General features: G+C 70.3%; 26 protein-coding genes and 1 tRNA gene. 14 read left to right on the top strand and 13 right to left on the bottom strand.

Annotated elements, in window-relative coordinates; translation table 11 throughout:
• The first annotated feature begins 199 nt into the window (after positions 1-199).
• The 3 genes from VAE53_RS04045 to VAE53_RS04035 are packed head-to-tail and all read left to right on the top strand — an operon-like array spanning position 200 to position 1,792.
• Entirely contained in the window at positions 200-670 is a 471-nt protein-coding gene (locus VAE53_RS04045) for a MarR family transcriptional regulator (RefSeq protein ID WP_322818082.1), read from the top strand.
• Positions 671-710: 40 nt separating this feature from the next.
• On the top strand, positions 711-1,130 hold the full coding sequence (locus VAE53_RS04040; RefSeq protein ID WP_322818081.1) for a hypothetical protein: 420 nt from the start codon (positions 711-713) through the stop codon (positions 1,128-1,130).
• Positions 1,127-1,792 carry a methyltransferase domain-containing protein gene (locus VAE53_RS04035; protein WP_322818080.1) on the top strand — a complete coding sequence of 222 codons (666 nt, stop codon included), beginning with the start codon at positions 1,127-1,129 and terminating at the stop codon, positions 1,790-1,792. Before VAE53_RS04040 ends, VAE53_RS04035 begins: the two co-directional genes overlap by 4 nt.
• 12 nt (positions 1,793-1,804) lie before the next feature.
• On the opposite strand, the gene VAE53_RS04030 is transcribed toward VAE53_RS04035, so the two are convergent.
• Both VAE53_RS04030 and VAE53_RS04025 read right to left on the bottom strand, forming a co-directional pair.
• Positions 1,805-2,764: a cysteine synthase family protein gene (locus VAE53_RS04030; protein ID WP_322818079.1), complete on the bottom strand. Its 960-nt coding sequence runs from the start codon at positions 2,762-2,764 to the stop codon at positions 1,805-1,807.
• 65 nt (positions 2,765-2,829) lie between these two features.
• Entirely contained in the window at positions 2,830-4,350 is a 1,521-nt protein-coding gene (locus VAE53_RS04025; protein WP_322818078.1) for an inositol-3-phosphate synthase, read from the bottom strand.
• A gap of 165 nt (positions 4,351-4,515) precedes the next feature.
• Here VAE53_RS04025 and VAE53_RS13165 point away from each other — a divergent pair, with 165 nt between their 5' ends.
• A complete protein-coding gene (locus VAE53_RS13165) occupies positions 4,516-4,731 on the top strand; it encodes a YgaP-like transmembrane domain (RefSeq protein ID WP_369294024.1) in 216 nt (71 codons plus the stop codon).
• Between the two features lie 364 nt (positions 4,732-5,095).
• Here the strand turns inward: VAE53_RS13165 and VAE53_RS04015 are convergent, their stop codons facing one another.
• The 3 genes from VAE53_RS04015 to VAE53_RS04005 are packed head-to-tail and all read right to left on the bottom strand — an operon-like array spanning position 5,096 to position 8,562.
• The gene (locus VAE53_RS04015; RefSeq protein ID WP_322818076.1) at positions 5,096-6,556 is read right to left on the bottom strand and encodes an SDR family oxidoreductase; all 1,461 of its coding nucleotides are present in this window, start codon (positions 6,554-6,556) and stop codon (positions 5,096-5,098) included.
• Entirely contained in the window at positions 6,553-7,287 is a 735-nt protein-coding gene (locus VAE53_RS04010; protein ID WP_322818075.1) for an HAD-IA family hydrolase, read from the bottom strand. Before VAE53_RS04010 ends, VAE53_RS04015 begins: the two co-directional genes overlap by 4 nt.
• A gap of 36 nt (positions 7,288-7,323) precedes the next feature.
• On the bottom strand, positions 7,324-8,562 hold the full coding sequence (locus VAE53_RS04005; RefSeq protein ID WP_322818074.1) for a glycosyltransferase: 1,239 nt from the start codon (positions 8,560-8,562) through the stop codon (positions 7,324-7,326).
• A gap of 146 nt (positions 8,563-8,708) precedes the next feature.
• Here VAE53_RS04005 and VAE53_RS04000 point away from each other — a divergent pair, with 146 nt between their 5' ends.
• Positions 8,709-10,265, top strand: a complete 1,557-nt coding sequence (locus VAE53_RS04000) for a nitrilase-related carbon-nitrogen hydrolase (RefSeq protein ID WP_322818073.1) — start codon at positions 8,709-8,711, stop codon at positions 10,263-10,265.
• 51 nt (positions 10,266-10,316) lie between these two features.
• Here VAE53_RS04000 and VAE53_RS03995 read toward each other — a convergent pair whose 3' ends face one another.
• From VAE53_RS03995 to VAE53_RS03985, 3 genes are all read right to left on the bottom strand, one after another.
• A complete protein-coding gene (locus tag VAE53_RS03995; protein ID WP_322818072.1) occupies positions 10,317-11,189 on the bottom strand; it encodes a LysM peptidoglycan-binding domain-containing protein in 873 nt (290 codons plus the stop codon).
• A 58-nt stretch (positions 11,190-11,247) separates the two neighbouring features.
• Positions 11,248-12,105: an SDR family NAD(P)-dependent oxidoreductase gene (locus VAE53_RS03990; protein WP_322818071.1), complete on the bottom strand. Its 858-nt coding sequence runs from the start codon at positions 12,103-12,105 to the stop codon at positions 11,248-11,250.
• A gap of 72 nt (positions 12,106-12,177) precedes the next feature.
• Positions 12,178-12,265 (bottom strand) — tRNA-Ser (locus VAE53_RS03985).
• Positions 12,266-12,403: 138 nt separating this feature from the next.
• Here VAE53_RS03985 and VAE53_RS03980 point away from each other — a divergent pair.
• Positions 12,404-12,880, top strand: coding sequence for a hypothetical protein (locus VAE53_RS03980; protein ID WP_322818070.1), 477 nt, complete (start codon positions 12,404-12,406; stop codon positions 12,878-12,880).
• A gap of 38 nt (positions 12,881-12,918) precedes the next feature.
• On the top strand, positions 12,919-13,635 hold the full coding sequence (locus tag VAE53_RS03975) for a haloacid dehalogenase type II (RefSeq protein ID WP_322818069.1): 717 nt from the start codon (positions 12,919-12,921) through the stop codon (positions 13,633-13,635).
• A gap of 7 nt (positions 13,636-13,642) precedes the next feature.
• Here VAE53_RS03975 and VAE53_RS03970 read toward each other — a convergent pair whose 3' ends face one another.
• Genes VAE53_RS03970 through VAE53_RS03960 form a run of 3 tightly spaced genes read right to left on the bottom strand, consistent with a single transcriptional unit; the run spans position 13,643 to position 16,510 of the window.
• Entirely contained in the window at positions 13,643-14,929 is a 1,287-nt protein-coding gene (locus tag VAE53_RS03970) for a hypothetical protein (protein WP_322818068.1), read from the bottom strand.
• A gap of 52 nt (positions 14,930-14,981) precedes the next feature.
• The gene (locus VAE53_RS03965; protein ID WP_322818067.1) at positions 14,982-15,671 is read right to left on the bottom strand and encodes a TIGR03943 family protein; all 690 of its coding nucleotides are present in this window, start codon (positions 15,669-15,671) and stop codon (positions 14,982-14,984) included.
• Entirely contained in the window at positions 15,665-16,510 is an 846-nt protein-coding gene (locus tag VAE53_RS03960; protein WP_322818066.1) for a permease, read from the bottom strand. The genes VAE53_RS03965 and VAE53_RS03960 overlap by 7 nt, the downstream gene beginning before the upstream one ends.
• A 109-nt stretch (positions 16,511-16,619) precedes the next feature.
• Between VAE53_RS03960 and tcuA the strand changes: the two genes are divergently transcribed.
• The 7 genes from tcuA (at position 16,620) to lysA (ending at position 22,546) form a co-directional block, all read left to right on the top strand.
• On the top strand, positions 16,620-18,056 hold the full coding sequence (tcuA, locus tag VAE53_RS03955) for an FAD-dependent tricarballylate dehydrogenase TcuA (RefSeq protein ID WP_322818065.1): 1,437 nt from the start codon (positions 16,620-16,622) through the stop codon (positions 18,054-18,056).
• 39 nt (positions 18,057-18,095) lie between these two features.
• Positions 18,096-18,362, top strand: a complete 267-nt coding sequence (locus tag VAE53_RS03950) for a hypothetical protein (RefSeq protein ID WP_322818064.1) — start codon at positions 18,096-18,098, stop codon at positions 18,360-18,362.
• A 46-nt stretch (positions 18,363-18,408) separates the two neighbouring features.
• Complete coding sequence (locus VAE53_RS03945) at positions 18,409-18,696, top strand: winged helix-turn-helix domain-containing protein (protein WP_322818063.1); 288 nt, start codon at positions 18,409-18,411, stop codon at positions 18,694-18,696.
• Positions 18,697-18,869: 173 nt separating this feature from the next.
• Positions 18,870-20,336 (top strand): amidophosphoribosyltransferase, encoded by a 1,467-nt coding sequence (gene purF, locus VAE53_RS03940; protein WP_322818062.1) that lies wholly within the window; start codon positions 18,870-18,872, stop codon positions 20,334-20,336.
• 40 nt (positions 20,337-20,376) lie between these two features.
• Entirely contained in the window at positions 20,377-21,069 is a 693-nt protein-coding gene (gene cysE / locus VAE53_RS03935) for a serine O-acetyltransferase (RefSeq protein ID WP_322818083.1), read from the top strand.
• On the top strand, positions 21,069-21,239 hold the full coding sequence (locus tag VAE53_RS03930) for a hypothetical protein (protein ID WP_322818061.1): 171 nt from the start codon (positions 21,069-21,071) through the stop codon (positions 21,237-21,239). The genes cysE and VAE53_RS03930 overlap by 1 nt, the downstream gene beginning before the upstream one ends.
• A 26-nt stretch (positions 21,240-21,265) precedes the next feature.
• Positions 21,266-22,546: a diaminopimelate decarboxylase gene (gene lysA, locus VAE53_RS03925; RefSeq protein WP_322818060.1), complete on the top strand. Its 1,281-nt coding sequence runs from the start codon at positions 21,266-21,268 to the stop codon at positions 22,544-22,546.
• An 11-nt stretch (positions 22,547-22,557) separates the two neighbouring features.
• On the opposite strand, the gene VAE53_RS03920 is transcribed toward lysA, so the two are convergent.
• On the bottom strand, positions 22,558-23,244 hold the full coding sequence (locus VAE53_RS03920) for a response regulator transcription factor (protein ID WP_322818059.1): 687 nt from the start codon (positions 23,242-23,244) through the stop codon (positions 22,558-22,560).
• An 87-nt stretch (positions 23,245-23,331) separates the two neighbouring features.
• Positions 23,332-24,241: ATP-binding protein (locus VAE53_RS03915; RefSeq protein ID WP_322818058.1), on the bottom strand; the 910-nt coding region annotated here is incomplete at its 5' end.

Raw genomic sequence — 24,241 nt, 5'->3', positions numbered from 1 at the left:
GGCTTGGCTGCATAGGCGGGATGGTAGTGGATTCTGGGTTGGTTGGCGCGCTGCGGTTGGCTCCGCGGGCGGGGGTTGGCGGCGACGGCGGCAGGGGCGAAGGGTGGTGATGGCCGGGCCATGGGGGGGTGCCGGTGGTGGCGGGCGGTGTGAGCGGAAGGGTTGCCTCGTGGATCCATCGATTGGATGATTGGCCAGCATGGCGAGCCTCCCGATGCGCGCGTGGCGTTCGTTTCTCGAGGCGCACGCGCGGGTGACGACGCTGCTCGAGGACGATCTGGTGCGGGCGAAGGGGCTGCCGTTGGCCTGGTACGATGTGCTGGTTCAGCTGGAGGAGGCGGAGGGGCACCGGCTGCGGATGACCGAGCTTGCGCGGCGGGTGTTGATCAGCAAGAGCGGGCTGACGCGGTTGGTGGACAGGATGGCCGCTGCGGGGCTCGTGACGCGGTCGCCCGATGTCCGGGACCGACGCGGGCGGTGGGTCGAGCTCAGCCCGGCGGGGTGGGAGCGGCTGCGCGATGCGGCGCCGCTTCACCTGCGGGGGGTGCGCCAGTATTTTACCGGCGAGCTGGACGAGGATTCGGCGGCGGTGTTGGCTGGGGTGTTGGGTCGGGTGGCGGCGCGGGCGGAGGAGGAGCTGCGGGCGCGCGAGCGCCAACGCGCGCGTTGACCGTCGCCCGTTGGGGCGGGGAGTCGTACGCTCGGGGGGGATGCGGCTGACGGTGGAGGTCGAGGGTGCGCCTGGGCGGTTCGTGCCGCCGGGCGATGGCGCTGCGCTGGCGGCGTTCTGCTCGTTCGCGGCGATGCGTGGCTTCGGCGCGGTGCACCCGCTGATCGCCCTCGCCGAGCGGCTGCAGGAGCTCGGGGTGCGTATGGGCCCGCTGACGACGTTCTACGATGAGGTTGCCGAGGACGCGGAGGACCGCGAGAAGCTGGAGCTGGCGTGGCAGCCGCGGGAGGCGCTGGCGGAGGCGTTGGCGGCGCTGGCGGAGGTGTTGGAGCGCGATGCGGAGGCGGCTGCGCTGGCGCGGCGGGGCGGGGCGGCGGGGCTGGCGGAGCAGGCGCGTGCGGCGGCGCGGTTTCTGGGGGAGGCAGACAGCGTGCGGGCGCGGATGGTGTACCGGCTATGATGCGCCGGCGGCGGGCGGTGATCGCGGCGCGGGAGCGCTGGCTCTCGGGGCGCTGGCGCTGGCTGGCGCGGGCGGTGGGCTCGCAGGCGGGGCAGGCGCTGCTGACCCCCCGAGCGGGGCGAGTGATCGAGCTGCTGGAGCTGGGGCCGGGCAAGCGGTATCTGGATATCGGCTGTGGGACGGGGAGTTACGCCCACCTGCTGGCGGCGCGGGCCGGCTGTGAGGAGCCGCCGATCTGTATGGATATCGTGCAGGGGCCGGGCCCGGTGGATTTGGTGGGCTGGCCGGAGCGGCTGCCCTTTGCGGACGGGGCGTTCGACTGTGTGACGAGCTTCTACTTCATCCGGCGGTTCGATGACGATGTGGTGCACGGGTTCGCGCGGGAGGTGGCGCGGGTGTTGGCGCCGGGCGGGCGCGGGCTGCTGCTGGAGATCGCGCCGGTGGTGAACCCGCTTTTGAACCGGCTGCACGGGCGCGTGGTGGCGGCTGGGTGCCCGACGGTGGAGTTACGGGGCTGGGGGCGCCTGGCGGCGACGTTCAGCGAGGCGGGCTACGATGCGATCGACCTGGTGAATGTGGGGCCGTTCTTGGTGCCGCCGGTGCCGCGGGTGGGGCTGCTGCTGCGACGAGCGCCGGGCGGGGTGGGGGAGCGGGGGGCGTAGGGCCCGGGGCGGCTACCACCAGAGGATGTCGTCGAGGGGGTCATCGTCGGGGGTGTTGGGGGCGTCTTGGCCGTCGGCCGTCCAGAGGTCGGTGCCGAGGTATTTCCAGCCGCCATCCGCGAAGATGCAGAGGATGTTGCCGCGCTGGAGGCGGCTGGCGGCGCGCATGGCGGCATGGAGGACGGCGCCGCTGGAGATGCCGCCGAAGATGCCTTCGGCGAGCATGGCGCGGCGGGCGTGGGAGAAGGCGTGGCGGTTGCCGACGAGGATACGGCCATCGAGGACGGCTTCGTCGAGGATGGGGGGGATGAAGCCGTCGTCGAGCGATTTGAGCCCCTGGACGTGGACGCCGAGGCGCGGTTCGACGCCGAGGACCTGGCAGGCGGGGTTGGCTTCTTTGAGGCGGCGGCCGACGCCGGTGACGGTGCCACCGGTGCCGATCCCGGCGACGACGACATCGACGCCGCCGACGGCTGCCATGTCGGCGAGGATTTCGCCGGCTGTCCAGGTTTCGTGGGTGCGGACGTTTTCTTCGCTGTCGAACTGACCGAAGTAGCAGGCGCCGGTTTGGGCGGCGATGGCGCGGGCGGCTTCGCGAGCAGACTTGATGCCGGCCTGGCGCGGGATGCGGCGGACGCGTGCGCCGTAGACGGCGAGGAGCTGTTCGATCTCGGGGTAAACGGATTCGGGGACGCAGACTTCGACGGGGTGGCCAAGGAGGCGACCCCAGAGGGCGAGGGCGACGCCGGTGTTGCCGGTGGAGGCTTCGATGATGGGTTGGCCGGGGGCGAGGCGACCTTCGCGGCGGGAGGCCTCGAGGATGCGGAGGACGATGCGGTCTTTGATGGAGCCGGTGGGGTTTTGGCCTTCGAGTTTGGCGAAGAGGCGGACGCTGGGGCGCGGGGAGAGGCTGCGGAGCTCGACGATCGGGGTGTTCCCGGCGAGGTCGCGCAGGGAGGTGGAGGGGGCCATAGGTCGATTATGCGCGAAGGGCCCCGGCGTGCGCTGGGGCCCTTGGGTGTGGTGCGGGGTGGTGGCTACGCGTCTTCGTAGTATTCGAGGCCGAGGTGGGTGATCTGTTCTTCGCCCATGAGCCAGCGGAGGGTGTTCTTGAGCTTGGTCTGCTGGATGAAGAGGTCGTGCTCGGGGTAGACGGTGGGGGCGTGCTGGGGGCTCTTGAAGTAGAAGCTGAGCCACTCTTGGATGCCCTTCATGCCGGCTCGCTGGGCGAGGTCGAAGAAGAGGGCAAGGTCGAGGACGAGGGGTGCGGCGAGGATGGAATCGCGGCAGAGGAAGTCGATCTTGATCTGCATCGGGTAGCCGAGCCACCCGAAGATATCGATGTTGTCCCAGCCTTCTTTGTTGTCGCCGCGGGGCGGGTAATAGTTGATGCGGACTTTGTGGTAGATGTTGCCGTAGAGCTGGGGGTAGAGCTCGGGCTGGAGGATGTATTCGAGGACGCCGAGCTTGGATTCTTCTTTGGTTTTGAAGCTCTCGGGGTCGTCGAGGACTTCGCCGTCGCGGTTGCCGAGGATGTTGGTGGAGTACCAGCCGGCGACGCCGAGCATGCGCGCTTTGAGCATGGGGGCGATGACGGTCTTGACGAGGGTTTGGCCGGTTTTGAAGTCTTTGCCGCCGATAGGGACGCCGCGGTCGTTGGCGAGCTTGACGAGGGCGGGGATGTCGACGGTGAGGTTGGGGGCGCCGTTGGCGAAGGGGACGCCCTCCATGATGGCGGCGTAGCCGTAGATCATGGAGGGGGCGATGGCATCGGAGTTGGCCTCGAGGGCGGCTTCGAAGGCTTCGAGGTTGGCGTGCTCGGCGGACTGCTCCATGAAGACTTCGGTGGAGGCGCACCAGATCATGACGAGGCGGTCGCAGCCGGTGCGGGCTTTGAAGTCGCGGATGTCCTGGCGGATGGCTTCGGCGAGGGCCATTTTGGTGGGGGCGGACTTGATGTTGGTGCCGTGGAGGCGCTTGACGTAGCGCTGGTCGAAGACGGCTGGCATCGGTTCGATGCTGCGGAGGAAATCGGCGATCGGGTCGAGGTGCTCGTGGCGGTCGAGGACGCCGGCCTTGAGGGCGGCTTCGTAGGCGTTGTCGGGGATCGGGTCCCAGGCGGCGAAGACGAGGTCGTCGAGGCTGGCGAGGGGGACGAATTCGCGGATGAGGGGAGAGCGTTTTTCGGTCCGCTTGCCGAGGCGGATGGTGCCCATCTGGGTGAGGGAGCCGATGGGGAGGGCGCCGCGGGAGCGGGCGTTTTCGACGCCGGCGATGAAGGTGGTGGCGACGGCACCGAGGCCGACGAGGAGGACGCCGAGCTTGCCGCTCGCGGGCGCGATGGGTTGGGGCTGGGGCTGGACGAAGTCTTTGGGTTCCAGGATGACACCTCGCTGGCGGGCGAGCGACATGAGGACGCGGTGCCATTGGGCAGGGATGCGGCCTGTCTTCGCCCAGTGTTGGACGGTGCTCTGGCGCCTGCCGAGGAGGGCGGCGAGGGCGCTTTGGCCGCCGAATCGCCGGATGATGCGTTCGGCGGGGTTGAGGCGTTCGTCCACGGGAGCAGGTTACCGAATTTTTCGTTGGCTGTCGAATGTCCGGTGAGGCCGCGATCGAAGGCCCAGGCGGCCGTTGACGGCGTGATCCGTGGCGGGGCAGGCTTCGTATTGGAAAGCGAAGGACATCCCCGGCGCGCCTACGGTGCCGGGAGAGGAGGGATTCCGATGGCACTGGCGAAGTTCATGGGTTCGACGGCGGGGCGGTTGCTGCGGGTGGTGTTGGGGATCGTGCTGATCGTGGTCGGCCTGGTGGTGGGCGGCCCGGCGGGCTGGGTGATCGCGATCATCGGGCTGGTGCCGATCGCGGCGGGGGCGGCGAACGTTTGCTTGATCGCGCCGGTTATCGGGGCGCCGTTCCGGGGCTCGGACGCGAGGCGGTAGCGGCGTCCAGCGGTCGTCGTGCGCCGAGGTGTCGCGCGCTTCATCGGTGCGCCCGGTGAGCGCCGCGATGCCGAGGGCGAGGAGTGCGAACGGCAGCAGGACGATGCCGCTGAGCAGGGTGACGGCCGCGGCGCCGAGGGGAACCAGAGGGCAACCGCGAGCAGGTTGCCGCCGCGTACGAGCCAGACGAGCACGCCGAGCCAGATCGGGAAGCCGAGGATGGTGAGCAGGATCTGGGCGGTGCCGGCGATCGCGCTGGCGACGATGAAGAGTCGCTGACGCATGGGACCCTCCCGACTGGATGCACCTTTTGGTGCGCGGGGAGGGTAGCGAGCTGGGGCGACAGCTGCTGGCGCCGGTCGGCTCAGGACGGGGTGGTGGGCGACCCTGCGCTTTGGCGGCGCGCGAGCTCTTCGGCGCGGCGAGCCATGCGGCGGGGCATGCGCCGGAAGATGAAGAAATGGGCCGGGGCGAGGGCGTACCAGTAGAGCAGCCCCCAGATGCCGTTTGGGTGGAACCGGGAGGTGGTGGTGAGCTCGGAACGGCCGGATTCGAGCGGGCGGACGGTGAACTCGAGGACGGCGGAGCCAGGGAGGCGCATTTCGGCGACGAGGGTGAGCTGGCGGCCGGGCTCGAGCGCGGCGACGCGCCAGAAGTCGAGGGCATCGCCGACGCGGAGGTCGGTGGGGTGGCGGCGTCCGCGGCGGAGGCCGACGCCCCCGATGAGCCGGTCGAACTGGCCGCGGAGCCACCAGAGCGGATCGGCGTAGTAGTAGCCGTTTTGGCCGCCGATGCTCTGGACGACCTCCCAGGTGACGGCAGCTGGGGCTTCGACCGGGACGGTGCAGCTTTCGCCTTTGGCGTAGAAGGATGTTTCGGGGTTGTAGCCGCGGAAGGCGAGCGCGCCTTCGGCCCAGCGGGCGGGGAGGGGCTCGCGCTGTTCGCGTTCGAGGGCGAGGCGGACGGCTTGTTCGTAGGTGTGGAGCGGGATGGGGATGAGGGAGCGGATGGCCTGGTCGTCGGGGAGGAGGTCGGTCTTCAGGCCTTCGACGAGGGGTCGGGCGACGGCGAGGGGCACGCTGGTGACGAGGGCGAGCCAGAGGGAGGAGAGGCGGGGGGTGAGGAAGGGCACGTCGATGGCGCGGAAGGGGCGGCCGACGACGCGGGCGTACCCGGCGAGGAGGTCGCGAAAGGCGAGCTCTTCGGGGCCGGCGACATCGTAGGTGCCGCCGGCCGTTTCGGGATGGTCGAGGACGGCGACGAGGTAGCCGAGGAGGTCGTCGAGGGCGATGGGCCGGGTGCGGTTGCGGGTCCAGCGCGGCGTGATCATGAGGGGGAGGTGGTTGACGAGGTCGCGGATGACTTCGAAGCCGGCGGAGCCGGGGCCGACGATGAGGGGTGCCCGCAGCTCGGTGACGGGGACGGGGCCGGCGCGGAGCGTTTCGCCGGTGGCGAGGCGGGAGGCGAGGTGTTCGGAAACGGCTCCCTGCGGGCGGGGACCGCCGAGGTAGACGATGCGCTGGAGGCCGGCGGCCGCGGCTGCGTCGCGGAAGTTGCGGGCGGCCGTTTCGTCGAGGCGGGCGAAGTCGCGGCCGGCGCCCATGGAGTGGACGAGGTAGTAGGCGACGTCGATGCCGTGGAGGGCCGGGGGCAGCGTCTCGGGACGCAGCGCATCGGCGGCGACGCGTTCGACGCCCTCCCACGCCCGGGCTTCGAGGACTTCGAGGCGGCGGCCGGCGGCGCGAACGTGGTGGCCGCGGGCGGCGAGCATCGGCACGAGGTGGCTGCCGATGTAGCCGGTGGCGCCGAAGACGAGGATGTTCACGCGTGGTGCTCCGCCTGCCCGAGGCCGAGGGGCTCGTGGAGTTCGGCGAGGTGGGCGATGACGCGGTCGGGGATGTCGGTGAGGTCGTCGCGGAGTTCGAGACGGTCGCGATGGATCCAGGCGGCGTGGATGCCGGCGCGGCGGGCGCCGCCGATATCGGCGTAGAGGTTATCGCCGATGTGCCAGGCTTCTTCGGGGGCGGCGCGAACGGCCTCGAGTGCGTGCTGGAAGACGCGCGGGTGGGGCTTTCCTTGGCCGAATTCGCCTTCGATGACGATGACGTCGAAGTATTCGGCGATGGGGAAACGAGCGAGCTTCCAGCGTTGCATTTCGGCGGGGCCGTTGGTGAGGAGCCCGAGGCGGAAGCCTGCGCTGCGGAGTGCGGTGAGGGTGGGGAGGCTATCGTCGAAGAGGCGCATGCGCGTGGTTTGTTCGTCCCAGTAGCGGTCGGCGATCCGGGGTGCGGCGGTGGGGTCGAGGCCGAGGCGCTCGAGGGCGGAGGCGACGTTGTGGCGGCGGGCATCGTGGAGCCGCGTGCGCCAGTGTTCGACAGCGGCTTCGTCTTTCCAGAAGGCGACGAGCTGGTCGCGGATGGTGTGTTCGAGGGCTTCGGGTTCGATGCCGAGCTCGGGGGCGAAGGCGGCGCAGGTGGATCTCCAGGCTTCTTGGACGCCGCCGGAGGTATCGAGGAGGGTGTCGTCGAGGTCGAAGAAGATGGCGCGGGGTGTCACCTCCTCATGGTAGCGCAGGGGGTGGGAGGGGAGCGGTCAGCGGTCGGCGATGGCGGCTGGGGGGAGTGCGGGGCGGCGGCCGCGGCGCTCGCAGGCGGTTTCGTACACTTCGGCGATGCGGCGCGCCACGGTGCTCCAGCGGAAGCGTTCGACGCTGGCGCGGGCGGCACGGCCGAAGTTGGCGCGAAGCTCGGGGTTGGCGAGGAGGACATCGAGCTTTTCCGAGAAAGGCTCGGGGCAGCGCCAGGGGATGAGGTAGCCGGTGACGCCGTCGATGACGGTGGAGGTGAGGCCACCGACGCGGGAGGCGACGACGGGGGTGCCGCAGGCCATGGCTTCGACGGCGACGAGCCCGAAGCTTTCGTAGAAGCTGGGGACGACGCAGATATCGGCGGCGCTGTAGTACCAGGGGAGGCTGGCGTGCTCGACGGCTCCGGTGAAGGTGATCCGGTCGGCGATGCCGAGAGCCCGAGCCTGCGCCTCGAGCTCGGCGCGGAGGGGCGCGGCGCGGTCGTCGCCGCCGACGATCAGGAGGCGGGCATCGGCGCGTTCGAGGCCGGCGACGGCGTCGAGGAGGATTTCGAGGCCCTTGAGCCGTTCGACGCGCCCGACCCAGAGGAGGATGGGAATATCCGCGGGGAGGCCAAGCCGGGCACGCGCTTCGCTCCGAGGGAGGGGCCGGAAGCGTTCGAGGTCGATGCCGCAGGGGACGGTGTGCATTTTCGCCGGGTCGGCCCCGTAGTAGCGTTCGAGGAGTTGGCGTTCGTGGTTGCTGGCGGTGACGATCGCGTCGGCGCGTCGGGCGATGGTGCGCTCGTGGCGGATGCGGAGGGTGGGCTCGGCTTCGCCGAACCGGGCGCGGTTCTTGACTTCGCCGAGGGTGTGGAACATGACGACGTGGGGCAGGGCGAGGCGGCGGGCGAGGATCGTGCCGGCCCAACCGGATTGCCAGTAATGGGAGTGGATGAGGTCGTAGGGTGGGGCGGCACAGGCGAAGGTGTAGAGGTTTCGGACGAATTCGGGAAGATGGGCGACGATGGCCTCTTTTTCGATCGGGGCGGCGGGCCCGGCATCGATGCGAACGAGGCGGAGGCCGGGGGCGACGGGCTCGACGCGGGGGAGGTCGCCATCGAGCCGAGTAAAGATGTCGACGTTGCAGCCGAGGGCGGCGAGCTCGCGGGAGAGTTCGAGCACGTAGACGTTCATGCCGCCGGTCTCGCGACCGCCGAGGGGCGCGAGCGGGCTGGTATGGGCGGAGACCATGGCGATGCGCATGTGCGCTTTATTGTGCCGGATCGGGTCGGGGTGTGGCGTCGGCGGTGCGGTCGGCGCTCTCTGGCTGGGGGGCGATAGCCCGGGGCGGGATTCGTTCGGGATCGAACGGGACGCGTTGTCGGTAGGATATGGGAGAGGAGGCCACGATGCAGTCGTTCCGAGTGGGGCTTTGCCAGATTCCGGCGCATCCGATCGAGCGGGCCGAGGAGAACTGGACGGCGATTCTCGCCGCGCTCGACGAGGCGGGCCGGCAGGGGGCGCAGTTGGTGGGGCTGCCCGAGTGCTCCTACCCGGCCTACTACGTGCGGGATGCGCGCCCCTACGAGCGACCGGGGGTTCGGCCGTTCTCGGAGGTGACGGCGACGTTGGCGGAGCGGTGTCGCCGCTGGGGCTACTGGCTGGCCGCCGGGCTGGCCGTGCCCCACCCGGATGGGACGCTCACGAACAGTGGGCTGGTGTTCGATTCGCGCGGGGAGATTCGCGGTCGGTACGACAAGAGCTTCCTCTGGCATTTCGATGGACGCTGGTTCGTCCGCGGCCGAACTTTTCCGACGTGGGACGCAGGGTTCGCGCGCTTTGGCATTCTGATCTGCGCCGATGCGCGGCAACCGGAGGTGGCGCGGGCGCTGGCGGTGGGTGGGGCGGAGGTCATCCTCGACCTGACGGCGTGGGTGGCTTGGGGGCGGACGATGGCCGACGTTTCGACGACGCAGTGCGAGTATCTCGTGCCGGTGCGGGCGTTCGAAAACGGGGTGTGGGTGGCGGCTGCGGACCGGTACGGTCCGGAGGGGAGCTCGCTTGTCTACGCGGGGCGCTCGTCGGTCTTCGATCCGACGGGGGCGACGCGCGTTTGCGCGCCGGCGGATCGGGGGACGGTGGTGGTGTTCGATATCGAACCGATGGCGGTGGAGCGGCCGGCGCGGCGGCCGGCGCTCTACAGGCGGCTGACTGAGCCGACGGAGCGGGTGCCGGCGATACAGCTCTTGGGGGAGCCGGTGGTGCCGGCGCAGTGGAGTCGGCGGGTGGCGGTCGTCCCCTCGCCGGCGGTGGTGGACCGTGCGGACCTCGCGGCGCGGTACCTCGATCAGCGCGAGCAGGATGCGGATCTGGTGGTGATCGGGGGAGCGGTGGCGCCGGACGGGTGGGAGGCGGCCGCGGCGGAGCTCGAGGCGTTGGTGAGGGCCCACGGCGGGAGCGTGCTGTTCGGGGCGGCGGTCGGCGATGGGCGCCGGGAGCAGTTGGCGGTGCTGGTGCATCCGGGCGGGGTGGTGGTGCACCAGGCTTCGCACGGGCGAGGTATCGCGACCGGGGAATCGTTGCCGCCTGTTGTGGAGACGCCGGCGGGGCGCGTCGGCATTCTCTGTGGCGACGAAGGGTACGTGCCCGAGGTGGGGCGTATCCTGATGCTCGAGGGGGCGGAGCTTTTGGCGTGGACGTCGTTCGAGGACGAGCCGATGGCGGAGCGGATCGCCCGCGCGCGAAGCGACGAGAACCGGGTGTACACGGCGGCGGCCTGGCCGGGCCAGGCGCTGATCACGGCGCCGAACGGGGCGCCACTGACGATTTCGCCAGCCGGGAGCGGCCTGGCGATGGCCGTGCAGGTGAACCCGGCGATGGCGCGCTGGAAGGATATGGCGCCAGGGACGAACGTGCTGACGGATCGCATCCCCGAGGCCTACGGGGGGCTGGCGGACGGGAGGTAGGGAGGTGGGCGGTGAGGTGGCGACGGGGTGCCGCGCGCCCGGCGGCTCCGCTCATTCGAATCCGGCGGCGATGGCGAGGACGTTGGCGATGTACTGCTCGGTTTCGTCGAAGATGCCGAACTGCTCGATGCTCCACCAGCCCTGGTAGTAGTAGGCGAGGGCGATTTCGAGGTCGCCGCCGGCCTGCCAGAGCAGGTGGCGCAGGATGGCGGCGCCGAGGCGGATGTTGTGGGCCGGGTCGTTGCGCCAGTCGGTCGCCTCGGGCGCGAGGTATTCGAGGCCCCATTCGGCAGTCGTGGGCATGAGCTGCATGATGCCAATGGCGCCGGCGGGGCTGACCATACGCTGGTTCCAGCCGCTCTCGAGCCAGGCGAGGCCGAGGAGGATGGCGGGCGGGATTCCGTAGTGGGCCGCGGAATCGCGGAGCAGGGCTTCGATAGCGGGACGGGCCAGGGTGCCGGCGGCGGGTGCGCGATCGGGCGGGGGGATGCTGAGGAGCTGGCCGGCGAAGATGCGGTCGTGGTCGTCGATGTGGTTGGCGGCGGCGATGGCGGCGGCGGTGGTGCCGTGGGCGAGGGCGATCGCGGAGAGGGTATCGCCGGGCTCGACGAGGTAGCGGCTCGCAGCCGGGGGGGCGATGGCGCCGCCAGGGGGCGGGATGGCGGGCGAGGATTCGGCGATGGTGAGCACCTGGCCAGCGAAGATCAGGTCGGGGTTGGCGATACCGTTGGCGGCGGCCAAGGCCTCGACGGCGATACCGTAGCGGAGCGCGATGGCGGAGAGGGTTTCGCCGGGCTGGATTTCGTGGACCTGGGCGCGGGCGATGGTGAAGGGCAGCGCGAGGGCCACCGCGAGCCCGAGGAGGAGGGCCCGGCGGAGCGGGACAGCCCGGTTGGCTACCGCGGGCGGGGGCTGCGGCAGCATGGGCGTGCATCGTCGCTCAGGTGTTATGGCGCATGCAAGGGGTGGCAGTGCCGGCGCTTTACCGGAGCGGGCCGGTGGCGACGGGGTTGGTGCGTTCGATGACGCCTCGGAAGCGCTGTTCGACGGCCTGCCAGATGTACTCCTGCATCGGGAAGATGTAGAAGGTATCGGTCTTGATGGCTTCGACGACTTGGGCGGCGATCTCGGCGGGGGAGAATCCTTGCTGGAGGAGGGTTTTGGCGACGGCGCGACCCTGCTGGGCCTGGGGTGGGAGCTGGGAGCTATCGCGTGGGGGGCCGTACTCGGCGGGGCGGTTGCGCTCGGCGTCGAGGATGTTGGTGTTGACCCAGCCGGGGCAGAGCACGGAGGCGGAGAGGCGCAGGTTCATGAGTTTGAATTGTTTGTAAAGGCCCTCGGTGAGGCAGACGACGGCGTGTTTGGAGATGGAGTAGGGATCGGCGCCGGTGAGGAGCCCGGCGGCGGAGGCGGTATTCACGATGTGGCCCTCTTCGCCGCTGGCGATCATCCGCGGGACGAAGGCGCGGATGCCGCGAAGGACGCCGGAGAAGTTGACGCCGAAGACCCAGGCGAAGTCGGATTCGGGGGTTTCCCAGATGGGAAGGCCGGCCCCGCCGGCGACGCCGGCGTTATTGCAGAGGATGTGGACGGCGCCGAAGGTCCGAAAGGCGGCCTCGGCGAGGGCTTCGACGTCGGCATCGGAGAGGACGTCGGTGCGGACGGCGAGGGTGCGGGCGCCGCGTTGGCGCAGCCCGGCCTCGGCGATGGCGAGGGGCTCGGCTTCGATGTCGGCGAGGACGACGGCGGCGCCTTCTTCGGCGAAGCGGGTGGCGAGCGCGAGGCCGATGCCGCTGGCGGCGCCGGTGACGACGGCGACTTTGCCCTCCAGGCTTTGCATGCTCGAATCTCCTTCGGGTTTGGCGAAGGACTCTACGGGAGGGAAGCAGGCGGCACAAGCTGGGGCGGGAGATGGCGGAGAGGGTGGGATTCGAACCCACGGTACCTTGCGGTACACACGCTTTCCAGGCGTGCCTGATCGTCCACTCCAGCACCTCTCCGCGGGGGCAGGGGATGGACCCGGCCTCCGATCGTAACAGGTTCGGCGGTGTGCGCCTCGGGGTGGTGGAGGTTAGGGGTGCGTTTACGGGCGCGTTACCGGCTGGTCATTTCCGCGGAAAGCGCGCATGATGCAAGGCATGGCAGGAAAGGCCCCGCTCCTGCTCGCCGCCTTCCTCTTTGGAATCGGCGCCAGCGGCCTGGTGCTGCTCTCCTTGACCGACCGTTCGTCGTGGGGGCCGTTCCGGCCGCAGGTGGAGCCGCGGCTGCCGCAGCGGGTGATCGTGCTGGATGTTGGCACGCCGTTCACGCCGCCGCCGCTGGTGGAGCTGTTGGCCGGTGGCCAGCCCGGCCGGACGGAGGGGTTGGCCGTGGAGGCGAGCGCAGGGGCTGGCGCCAGGGAGCCGGAGCGTTCGCTGCCGACTCCGACGCCGATCCCGCCGATCCGGATCCACGGGGTTGCCGCGAGCGATGGGGTTTCGGCTGCGGGGGCGACCCCGACGCCACCACCGCCGGTCCGGATCGTGAACGTGACCGCGGATGGGGACGCTTCGGATGCGAGCTCTCCGGAGGAAGGAGCCACGGCAGAGGGGGAATCGCCGGCTGCCGATGAGTAGCCGGGCAGGGTGGCTGACGGTCCGGTAGACTCGGCGGCATGGCAGGCGATGGTATCCGTGCGCTGGTTTTCGATGTTTTCGGGACGGTCGTCGACTGGCGGTCGTCGGTGATACGGGAGCTGGCGGCGGTGGGCGCCCGGCTGGGGGTGACGGCCGATTGGGGCGCCTTCGCCGACGCCTGGCGGTACGAGGGGTACATCGGGGGCATCGGGCGGGTGAATCGGGGCGAGTGGCCGTTCATGACGGCGGACGAGATTCACCGGCGGAAGCTCGAGGAGCTGCTGCCGGAGTACGGGCTCGCCGGTCTGACGGAGGAGGAGCGTGCCGACCTGAACCGCGTCTGGCATCGGCTGGACCCGTGGCCGGACAGCGTGCCGGGGCTCTGGCGGCTGAAGCAGCGGTTCGTGATTTCGACCCTTTCGAACGGAAACGTGGCGCTGTTGGTGAACATGGCGAAGCGCGCCGGACTACCGTGGGACTGCGTGCTCGGGGCGGATGTGCTGGGCGCTTTCAAGCCGCGCGCCGAGGCTTACCTGGCGGGTGCGCGGCTGCTGGGGCTGCAGCCGGGCGAGGTGATGCTGGTCGCGGCGCACAAGGCGGACCTGCGGGCGGCGCAGGCGGCGGGCTTGCGGACCGCCTTCGTGCCACGGCCGGCGGAGGCGGGGCCGAACGTGGAGGTGGACCTCGCCCCGGACCCGGCGTTCGACCTCCATGCGGCCGATTTCCTAGAGCTGGCGCGCTTGCTCGGCGGCTAGGGAACGGTCAGGGGAGCCAGCGTGGAAGGCGGCCGATGATGGGGAGCGGCTCGCGGGAGGCATCGGCGAGGCGAAGGGTGAGCGTGGCGAGCGCCTGGCCGGACTGGACGGTATAGACGATGGCCGCGCTGTCGGGGGCGATGTCCCACTCGAGGACGAGGTCGCTTCCGGAGGCGAGGGAGATGGCGCGAAGCTGGCGGCCGTCGGCCACGGATTCGAAGAGGAGGTCGGTGCCGCTGCGCTGGGGGCCGATGACGCGTCGGAGGCTGGCCAAGGTGTCGTTGTCGACGAAGCGCGGCGCGGAGCGAACCTCGCCTTCGCGGCCGAGGAGGCGATCGGCGGAGCCATCGAGGGCGAGGACGCGTACGGGTTGGAGGGGGATGGCGCCGGCGGTGTTGCGGGGCACGCTCTCGAAGGCGAGGAGGCGCGAATCGGGGGACCATGCGGCGCTGCCGGAGCGCGGCTGGCCGAGGTCGCGTCGTTCCTGGGTGGCGATGTTGACGAGGACGAGGCGGGCATCGCTCGGGGAGACGTACGCGAGGTGTTGGCCATCGGGCGACCAGGAGGGGAGGAGGGAGGGGAGGCCTTCGGGGTCGAGCGTGGTGACGAATTCGCCATCGACCCGCAGCAGCCACGCGCGTGGGACGCCCTCGCTGCCATCGGGGAGGCGGTCGCGCCGGGTGACGGCGAGGGTGGCGCCATCGGGCGACCACGCGACTCCGCCGATGTTGATGGCGGGGTCGAAGACGAGCGAGCGGGCTGCGCCATCGGCGACGGCGATGAGCCCGAGGCTGCCCCGGCCGCTGGCGTCGGCTGCGACGATGGCGATCTGCGAGCCATCGGGCGAGACGGCGTAGTCGACGATGCGCGGGGCGACGGTGAGGACGCGGGGCTCCTGGCCGGGGCGCAGTTCGACGAGTTCTTCGCCGGCACCCCCGGCGGCAGTGCGAACGAGCGCGATGCCGGGCTCGCGGATGGTGAATCGGTGTTCGAAGTGCTCGCGGAGGGGCTCGCCGTTGCGGCCGAGCGGGCCGGCTCCGAGGCGCAGGCGGTAGGGGCCGGGGGCGAGCGGTCCGGCCGGGATGAAGACGAGTGTCCGGCCGCGCCAGCGGATGGTGCCTTCGAGTGGCGGGTCGAAGGTGAGCGCGGCTTCGGCAGTTTCGCGGGCGGGTTCGCGGTCGAAGGTGAGCGTGATTTCGCGCAAGGTGACAGGTGCGGGGATATCGGCGACGGGCGAGGCGAGGACGACGCGGATCTGGCGCTGATCGCCGAGCAGGAGGGTGGCCGCCAGCATGCCGAGGACGATGGCGGTGAGGGCGGCCAGTGCGGCCAGGGCGGGGCGTTCGTTACGGATAAATGTACGGATTTTGTGGTGCCTCGATGGGGTCTACGTTCGCGGCGAGGACGATGGGTTGGCCATCGGGGCCGGTGCCGACGCGACCTGTGACGCGGACCCAGCGGTCGTTGGCGAGCGTGCTGGCGTCCTTCCAGAGCACGGGCAGGGTGAATCCTTGGGCATCGGCGATGCAACAAGCGACGACGAAGCGGGCGATGCGAAAGCGGTCGGCGGGGTCGTCGCTGGCGCGGTAGACGAACCCGACGACGTCGACGGGAAGGCCGGCGATGGCGGCCGGGTCGGCGGTTTCGAATTCGTAGGCCCATTGGTAGAGGTTGCGGGTGGCGGGGTCGCCGGCGGCGGCGGAGGTGCCGAACTGGCGGGCGGCCGTTGCCGCCAGGTCGAGGTTGGTGGAGGCGAGGGGACGGGGTTGGAAGAGGGCCGCGAGCAGGAGGGGGAGGGCGATGAAGGCAGCGGCGACGAGGCCGACGGGCCGGAGGCGGAACCGCTCGGTGTGCCGTTGGCGGAGGGATGTGGCGATGGCGATGGCGGCGAGCGCGAGAAGGACGAGGGCGGTGCTCCAGAGAATGGGGACGTACCAGCCCTGGACGAGGTTCCGAGCGGTGCCATCGGCGAGGCGCCAGGCGAGCAAGGCGGCGAAGGCCGCGGCAGCTCCCCCCCGGGCGAGCTGATTCACCATGCGCGGAGCTCCGCGATGGCGGCGCCGGCGAAGGCGACCTGCGCGCAGATGAGGACGAGCAGGATGACGGCTGGGCCGGAGAAGAGCCGGAGGTACATGGGGACCGATTTGAGATTCACGAGCGGCCCGAAGACGAGGAAGCCGAGTGCGGGGCCGAGGCCGATCGCGCCGCCGAGCCCGGCGACGACGAAGGCATCGACGCTGGAACAGATGCTGAGGAGGAAGGCGAGGAACATCATGGCGGCGATGGAGAGGAAGACCCCGTTGGCGGCGAGGAACTCCTCCTGGTCGGCGAAGACCTGGATGGCGGCGGCGAGGGCGGCGCCGATGGCGAGGTATTGGAAGAGTTCGAAGAACTCCTCGAGGATTCGTGGCGCCCAATCGCGGGGGCCGCTGCCGTGGGAATGGGCGGCGGCGGTTTCGAGCGGCAGCGCGATTTCGCCCCGAAGGCGGGAGACGACGGCTGCCACGGCGATGGCGGCGAGGACGGTGAGCCCGATGCGGAGGATGACGAGGCCGGGATCGCGAAAGGCGAGCCAGGTGGTGACGAGGACGATCGGGTTGATGACGGGGGCAGCGACGAGGAAGGCAAGGGCGAAGTGGCGGCGGCCGGCGAGGGCGAGCCGGTGGGCGAGGGGGCGATTGCCGCAGTCGCACATGGGGAGGACGAGACCAGCGCTCGCGCCTGCGGTGACGGCCACGACGGGGTTCCGGAGGGCGGCGGAGGCGAGCAGGCGCTCGACCAGTGGCCCCGCGAGAACGGAGACGAGGACGCCGGCGAGGAGGAATGGCGCGGCCTCGAAGATGAGCGCGAGGAAGATGTTGGCGAAGTCGCTCACGGGGCTATGGTACGAGGTTGGCGGTTGGGTTGAAGGTTGGGGCGGGTGGCGCCGTCGCGGGCCGCTGGGGTGTTGGCGGGCGGGCGTGCCGGCGGGTAGAGTCCGGGGCATGCCGACGGCAGCAGGCTCCCCGGGGGCAGCGGCACGGTACGAGACGGATGTGCTCGTCGTGGGCGGCGGCATCGCCGGGCTCTCGGCGGCGGTGACGGCGCGCCAGGCGGGTGCGCACGTGATCTTGATCGAGAAGGCACCTCGCGAGCATCGCGGCGGGAACACCCGCTTCGCGGATGCGCAGATGCGCTTCCCGCACGAGGCGGACGGGTTCGCGCCCCGGGGCTACACGGTCGACGAGATGTTCGCCGACCTGATGCGGATTTCGCGAGGGCGGGCGAATGCGGCGCTGGTCCGGACGCTCTGCGAGCACGCGGGCGAGGCTGCCGAGTGGCTGACGGGGCTGGGGCTCGAATGGGAGCCGGGCTATCCGCACACGGCGGGCTACCGCCGGAGCCCGAAGGCCGGCGGGCAGGGGTTGGTGGACCTTCTCTACCGGCGGCTGGAGGGCCTTGGCGGCATCGTGAGCTACGAGACGGCGGCGATCGACCTGCTGCTCCACCCGTCGGGGGCGGTGGCGGGGGCCCGGGCGCGGGGGCCGGAGGGCATCGTCGATATCGAGGCGCGCGGGGGGACGGTGCTCGCTTGTGGCGGCTTCCAAGCGAACGTGGAGATGCGGGTGCGCTACCTGGGTCGGTTCGCCGATGGCCTCATCCTGCGGGGCAGCCGCTACAACACGGGCGAGGGGCTGACGATGGCCATCGCGGCGGGCGCGCGGCCAGCGGGCCAGTGGGGCGACTACCATTCGGCGGTGCTCGATGCGCGTTCGCCCCGGATGGAGTGCGGGGTGACGGCCCTCTACAACTACCAGATGGGCATTTTCGTGGATCGCGAAGGGCGGCGGTTTCTGGACGAGGGCGAGGATTTTCGCGACCACACGTACGTGAAGTTTTCGAAGCAGATCATCGAGCAGGCTGGGGGCGAGGCGTGGTGTATCTTCGACCAGAAGGCGTACCAGCGGGAGGAGTTCGCGCGGGCGTGGCGGCCGGTGGGCCCGCCGGTGGAGGCGGCGACGCTGGAGGGGCTGGCGCGGGAGATGGGCGTGCCGGCGGAGCAGCTGCTCGAGACGGTGGCGGCGTTCAACGCGGCGATCCAGCCGGGCGAGTACGATCTGGACCGGCTCGATGGCAAGCGGACGGTGGGCATTTGGCCGCCGAAGAGCAATTGGGCGCTGCCGATCGATGCGCCGCCCTACCTCGCGATCCCGGTGACGGGCGGGATCACGTTCACCTTCGGCGGGCTGGCGTGCGATCCGCTGGCGCGGGTGCTGGATACTCGGGGTAAGCCGATGCCGGGGCTGTACGCGGCGGGCGAACCGATGGGCGAGCTGTTCTACCACAACTACCCGGGGGCGACGTCGGTGATCCGGGGTTGCGTGTTCGGGCGTATCGCGGGGAGGCACGCGACGGAGCGGGCGGCCGGGCTGGCCGGCTGAGCCCTTTTGCCGGGGGCGTGGCCATCCGATATTCGAGGCATGAAGCATTTCTGGAGCTGGGCGGTGTGTGCGCCGGCGCTGGTGGCTGGCGCGGGTTGCCTCGCCATGGGGTGGCAGGGCGCTTTCGAACCACCGCTGGCGTGGTCGGGCGCGGCCTTCTTCGGGATTGTCGCGGAGGTAAGTTCGCGGCTGGCGCGGCGAGCGAAGCGGCGCGCGGCGAAGAAGCAGGCGGCGATCGAGGCGCTGGCCGCGACGGCGCTGCTGCGCGAACAGCTCCGTTCGACGCAGCAGCGGCGGGCGGCGTAGGGGCGCCGCTTCCCAGCGAAGCGGACAATGGCTACGCTACGGGCCGATGGCGAAGCCGGGCTGGACGTTCCTCACCAACCACGGACACGTCCTGCTCTGTATCGCGAACGACCCGGGCATTCGCCTGCGGGATGTGGCTGAGCGGGTGGGCATCACGGAGCGGGCGGCCCAGCGGATCGTGGCCGACCTGGTGGAGGCGGGCTACCTGACCCGCCGGCGACAGGGCCGGCGAAACGTCTACGAGATTCACCCGGAGCTTCCGCTGCGCCACCCCGTAGAGCACGCGCATTCGGTGGGCGAGTTGTTCCGGTTGATCGAGCCGACGGGCGAGTAGGCGGTACCGGGGGCCACCGGTTTCGGGGAGCGGGCGGCGGGGGCGGGCTCGGCGGCTGATTCGGTTGGCGGCCGGGGGGCGCCGGTGCGGGGCGGGCGCGCTGCCCCTGAGGCGCCCGCGGCCACGGGCCGATATACTGAGGGTAGCCGTCACCGCAAGGAGGCCGGAGGGGATTGCTCCCGGAAAGCGATTATCCGCGCGAGGCCTGCGGCGTCTTCGGGGTCTACAGCCCCGGTGACGATGTCGCGAGGCTGACGTTCTATGGGCTCTATGCCCTCCAACACCGGGGCCAGGAAAGCGCCGGCATCGCTACGAGCAACGGGGAGGACTTCAGCCTCCGCACGGGGATGGGGCTCGTCTCCCAGGTCTTCGACGAGGAAGACCTCGCCTATCTGCGCGGCCACATCGCCATTGGCCACACGCGGTACAGCACGGCAGGTGGTTCGCTGGCTTGCAATGCGCAGCCGATCGTGGTGCACGACCGGGAGACCGGCGAGCCGATCGCGCTGGCGCACAACGGCAATCTGACGAACGTGGACATCCTCCGCGAGGACCTGGAGGCGCAGGGGATCGTGTTCGAATCGACGGCCGATTCGGAGGTGATCGCGCACCTCTTCACGATCGCGCCGGGCCGCACGTTGGAGGAGCGGTTCCATTATGTGATGCGCCGGATCGAGGGCGCCTACAGCGTGGTGATGATGACGCGCGACCGCTTGTTCGCGATGCGCGATCCGATGGGGGTGCGGCCGCTCTGCCTCGGGCGGCTGAACGGGGGCTGGGCGATCGCTTCGGAGTCGTGCGCGTTGGAGCACTTGGGCGTGCCGATGGAGCGCGAAATCGAGCCGGGCGAAGTGGTCGTCATCGATGCGAACGGCCCAGCGAGCTTTTTCCCGACGGCGCCCGCACGGAAGCGGGCGCTTTGTACGTTCGAGTACACGTATTTCGCGCGGCCCGATTCGCGCATCGGCGGCCGCCTCGTGTATCCGGCGCGGGAGGAGATGGGCGCGACCTTGGCGCGCGAGCACCCGGTGGAGGCGGATTTGGTGATCGGGGTGCCGGATTCGGCGACGCCAGCGGCGATCGGCTACGCGCGGGCTTCGGGCATCCCTTACCGGGAGGGGTTGGTGAAAAACCGCTACGTCGGCCGGACGTTCATCCAGCCGGACCAGCGGATTCGCGAGGCGGGCGTGAGCCTGAAGTTCAACGCGTTGAGCGATGTGCTGGCCGGCAAGCGGGTGGTGCTGGTGGACGACAGCATTGTCCGGGGGACGACGACGCCGCGCGTGGTGCAGCTCCTCCGGCGGGCGGGCGCGAAGGAAGTCCATATGCGGATCACGACGCCGCCGATCGTTTCGCCGTGCTTCCTCGGGGTGGACATGGCGACGAAAGCGGAGCTGATCGCGGCGAACCATTCGATCGAGGAGATTCGCGCGCATATCGGGGCGGATTCGCTCGGCTTCCTGAGCCTGGAGGGGTTGAATCGGGCGACCGGTCAGGCGCCGGAGGATCTCTGCAACGCCTGCTTCACGGGGGTGTACCCGCTGAACGTGCAGATGCAGATGGAGCGGCTGGAGGCGGCCCGGCTGAAGGAGCCTGCGCTGGCCGCTGCGGAGAGCCTGAACCGGGCAGGGCGCCCGTAGCGGGGGTGAGGGCCCTTCGCGTAAGGTGAAGGGCATGGGGTTGTTGGCGGACATCCGGGAGGACATCCGCGCGGCGATGGAGCGCGACCCGGCGGCTCGGTCGGCGCTGGAGGTGGTGCTTTTCTACCCGGGCTTCCATGCGCGGCTGGCCCACCGGCTGGCGCACGCCCTCCACCGGCGGGGGGTTCCGCTGCTGCCCCGGGGCATCATGCACCTGGCACGCTTTTTCACGGGGATCGAGATCCATCCGGGGGCGCGCATCGGCCGGCGATTCTTCATCGACCACGGCATGGGGGTGGTCATCGGGGAGACGACGGAGATCGGCGACGATGTGACGCTCTACCAGGGGGTAACGTTGGGCGGGACGAGCACCCGACGGGTGAAGCGCCACCCGACGCTGCGCGACCGGGTGACGATCGGTGCGGGGGCGAAGGTGATCGGCGCGGTGGAGATTGGCGAGAACGTGCGCATCGGCGCGGGCAGTGTCGTGGTGACGAATGTCCCGCCGAACGCGACGGTAGTGGGCGTGCCGGGGCACATCGTGGCCTATCACGATGATTCGAACGGGGCGATCCAGCGGCTGCCGGACCCGGAATGGGAACGGTTGAACGATCTCGACCGGCGCATGGACGAGCTCCGAGCGCAGATCGAACACTTGGAGGCGCACCTCGCGCGCCTGCACGAACGGCAGCACGAAGCGGAGCCGGCGCCCGGCCCGGCGGGGGACGGCTGATGGGCTGGGAGGAGCGCGCCCGGAAGGTGGAAGCCCGGCGACGGCGGATGCGGGTCACGGGGCGGGGGCTGCTGACGGTGGAGCCGCACGCGGTGAGGAAGCGGCTCGCACGCTTGGCGGCGGGGAAGGGGGCACCGAAGCCGGGCCGGCGGGGGCCGAAACGCGCCTGAGCCGAGCCGCTGCTAGACTCGGCGGTATGAACCCTGCGCAGTACCCCCTCGAAGCGCTCGCCGAGTCGGTGGGCACCCCGTTCTATCTCTACGACGCGGCAATCATGGACCGGAAGTTCGCGGAGCTCGCGGCGCTGACGGCCGGCCCCGGCCTGCACTGCCGGTATGCGGTGAAGGCGAACCCGGCGCGTCCGGTGCTGGAAACGGCCCGCCGCCACGGGCTCTGGATCGATGCGGTGAGCGGGAACGAGGTGCTCCGGGCGAAGGCCGCGGGCTTCGCGATGGGCCACGAACCGCCGGTGGTGATGTACACGGCAGATGTGTTCCGGGATAACGCGCTGGAGGTGGTGCTCGCCGAGGGCGTGCTGCCGAACGTGGGCTCGCCGGGGATGATCCGGGAGCTGGCGGAGGCGGGCTATCGGGGGCCGATTGCGATCCGGATCAACCCCGGGTTCGGCCACGGCCACGTGCAGGCGTGCGACACGGGTGGGCCCTCGTCGAAGCACGGGATCTGGTACGAAGACCACCTGGCGGTGAAGCGGCTGGCGGACGAGGCGGGGTTCCCGGTGGTGACGCTCCACGCGCACGTGGGGACGGGGCCGCAGATTCGAGAGTTCGACGAGAACATGAAGAAGTTGATCGCGCTCTTCGCCCACCTGGTGCCGCACTACCCGGAGGCGAGGGCGGTGAACTTGGGGGGCGGCATTCCCCACCCGTACCGGCCAGGGGCGCCGGCGTATCCGCTGGCGGAGTATGGCGCGATCCTGAGCGAGGGAGTCCGGCAGCTGAGTGCGGCGGCCGAGCGGCCGATCGGGATCGAAATCGAGCCGGGGCGCTACCCGGTGGCGGGGATGGCGATTCTGGTGGCGCGGGTGACGGATGTGAAGGCGACGAGGACGAACGAGAAGGGCCCTGGCCACCAGTTCATCATGTGCGACGCGGGGTTCAACGACCTTGTCCGGCCGGCGATGTACGGCTCGTACCACCGGATCTCGATCGTCGGCAAGGGAGCGGGGCGCGAGCCCGAGCCGTTCGTGGTGGCGGGGCCGCTCTGCGAGAGCGGCGATGTCTTCACGCGGGACGATCAGGAGTTGCTGCAGCCACGCGAGCTGCCGCGGCCGGAGCCGGGAGATTTGGTGGTGCTCCACGATGCGGGGGCGTACGGTGCGGCGATGTCCTCCAACTACGTGTCGTTGGGGCGCGTGCCCCAGGTGTTGTGGGAGAACGGCTCGGCACGTCTCGTCGCGCGGCGAGAGACGTTCGAGGATCTCGTCCGCAGGGAGTGTGACGAGCCGCTGGCGCTCTGAGGTGGGGGCGGTCAGCTTTCGCTGCCGGGCGACTTGCGGGCGTCGGCGACGAGGCGGTAGCCGACGTTTCGAACGGTTTCGATGAAGGCGTGGCCGTGGATTTCGATCTTGGCGCGGATCCGCCGGATGTGGACATCGACGGTGCGCGCGCCGCCGAAGTAGTCGTAGCCCCAGACGCGATTGAGGAGCTGCTCGCGGGTGAAAACGCGTCCTGCGTTCATGGCGAGGAAGCGAAGGAGTTCGTATTCCTTGAAGGTGAGGACGACGGGCTCGCCATCGACGGTGACGCGGTAATTGGTCAGGTCGATTTCGAGGGCGCCGCAGCGGACGATGTTTTCGGCGTCGACGCCGTGCTTCCGCCAGAGCGCGCGTTCGATGCGGCGGGCGAGCTCTTGGGGCGGGGCGCTGAGGAGGACGAAGTCGTCGACGGCGAGGTCGACGGAGATACGGTCGAGGAGTTCGGGCGGGACGACGGCGATGAGGATGACGCCGTGTTCGCCATAGGCGGTGGCGATGATGGAGAAGGCGGCCGGGGGGATGTCGCGAAAGTCGAGGACGGCGACATCGATGCGGCTCTGGATATCGTCGGAGGCGAGCCGCTCGGGGGAGATGACGGGGGCGTTGAAGCCGGCGCGTTCGAGTTCCGGGCCGAGACGGGCGGCGTCGGGGTGGCGGGTAACGAGGTACACGGTGCGCATGCCGGAGCTGCCCCCTTTACCCGCGCCAGTATACGCCCGGCGCCGCTGGCTCCGGCCCGGTGGATGATGAAATCCGTGTGAAATTCGTCACGAACGATGCGGCCGCTCGCCGACGGGGGGCAGGTAGAGGCGGAAGGTGCTCCCTTTGCCGGGTTCGGAGTCGACGACGACGGCCCCGCGGTGGGCGCGAGCGATGCCGGAGACGGTGGCGAGGCCGAGCCCGCGGCCGGTGAAGCGGGTGGAGAAGAACGGTTCGAATATCCGCTCGTGGAGGTCGGTGGGGATGCCGGGCCCTTCGTCGCGGACCTCGACGACGAGGTAGTCGCCAGGCGGCAGGGGACCAGGATGGGCGCGCGCGAACTCCTCGGGCCCGGCGGATACGATGCGGGTGCGGACGGTGACGGTGCCGCCGGGTGGGGAGGCTTCGACGGCGTTATCGATGAGTGCGCCGATGGCGAGACGGAGTTGGCCGGCATCACCTTCGACTTCGGGGAGGCCGGGCGCGAGCGCGAGCCGGATGGTGACCGGAAGCCCCTCGCGGCCGACGACGGCCCTGACGAGGTCGTCGATGGCGAGGCGGTCGCGCAGGAAGGTGCCGCGGCCGGAGAAGGCGAGCATCTGGCGGGCGAGGTCGGCGAGGCGGCGGGCGGCCGCTTCGATCTCGACGATGGCGGGGCGGGCGGGGCTCTCCGCGGGAAGGTCGAGGAGGAGGAGCGAGGCGTTGCCGAGGATCGCGACGAGGAGGTTGTTGAAGTCGTGAGCGACGCCGCCGGCAAGGATGGAGAGGGATTGGAACTTATCGGCACGGGCTTCGGCTTGGGCGGCACGGACGCGCTCGGTGATATCGAGGATGACGGCCATGAGGCCGACCTGCTGACCGGCGGTGTCGCGCAGGGGAACGTAGTGCACCTCGTAGATGGTGTCGCCCCAGCGTCCGACGCTGGTGAAGGCTTCGCCGGCGAGTCCGCGCTGGATTTCGGCGAGGCGCTCGGGGGAG

The sequence above is a fragment of the Tepidiforma sp. genome, assembly GCF_034432735.1.
In the GTDB taxonomy this organism is placed as follows: Bacteria; Chloroflexota; Dehalococcoidia; order Tepidiformales; family Tepidiformaceae; genus Tepidiforma.
This window is presented reverse-complemented; position numbering and strand designations above follow the sequence as displayed.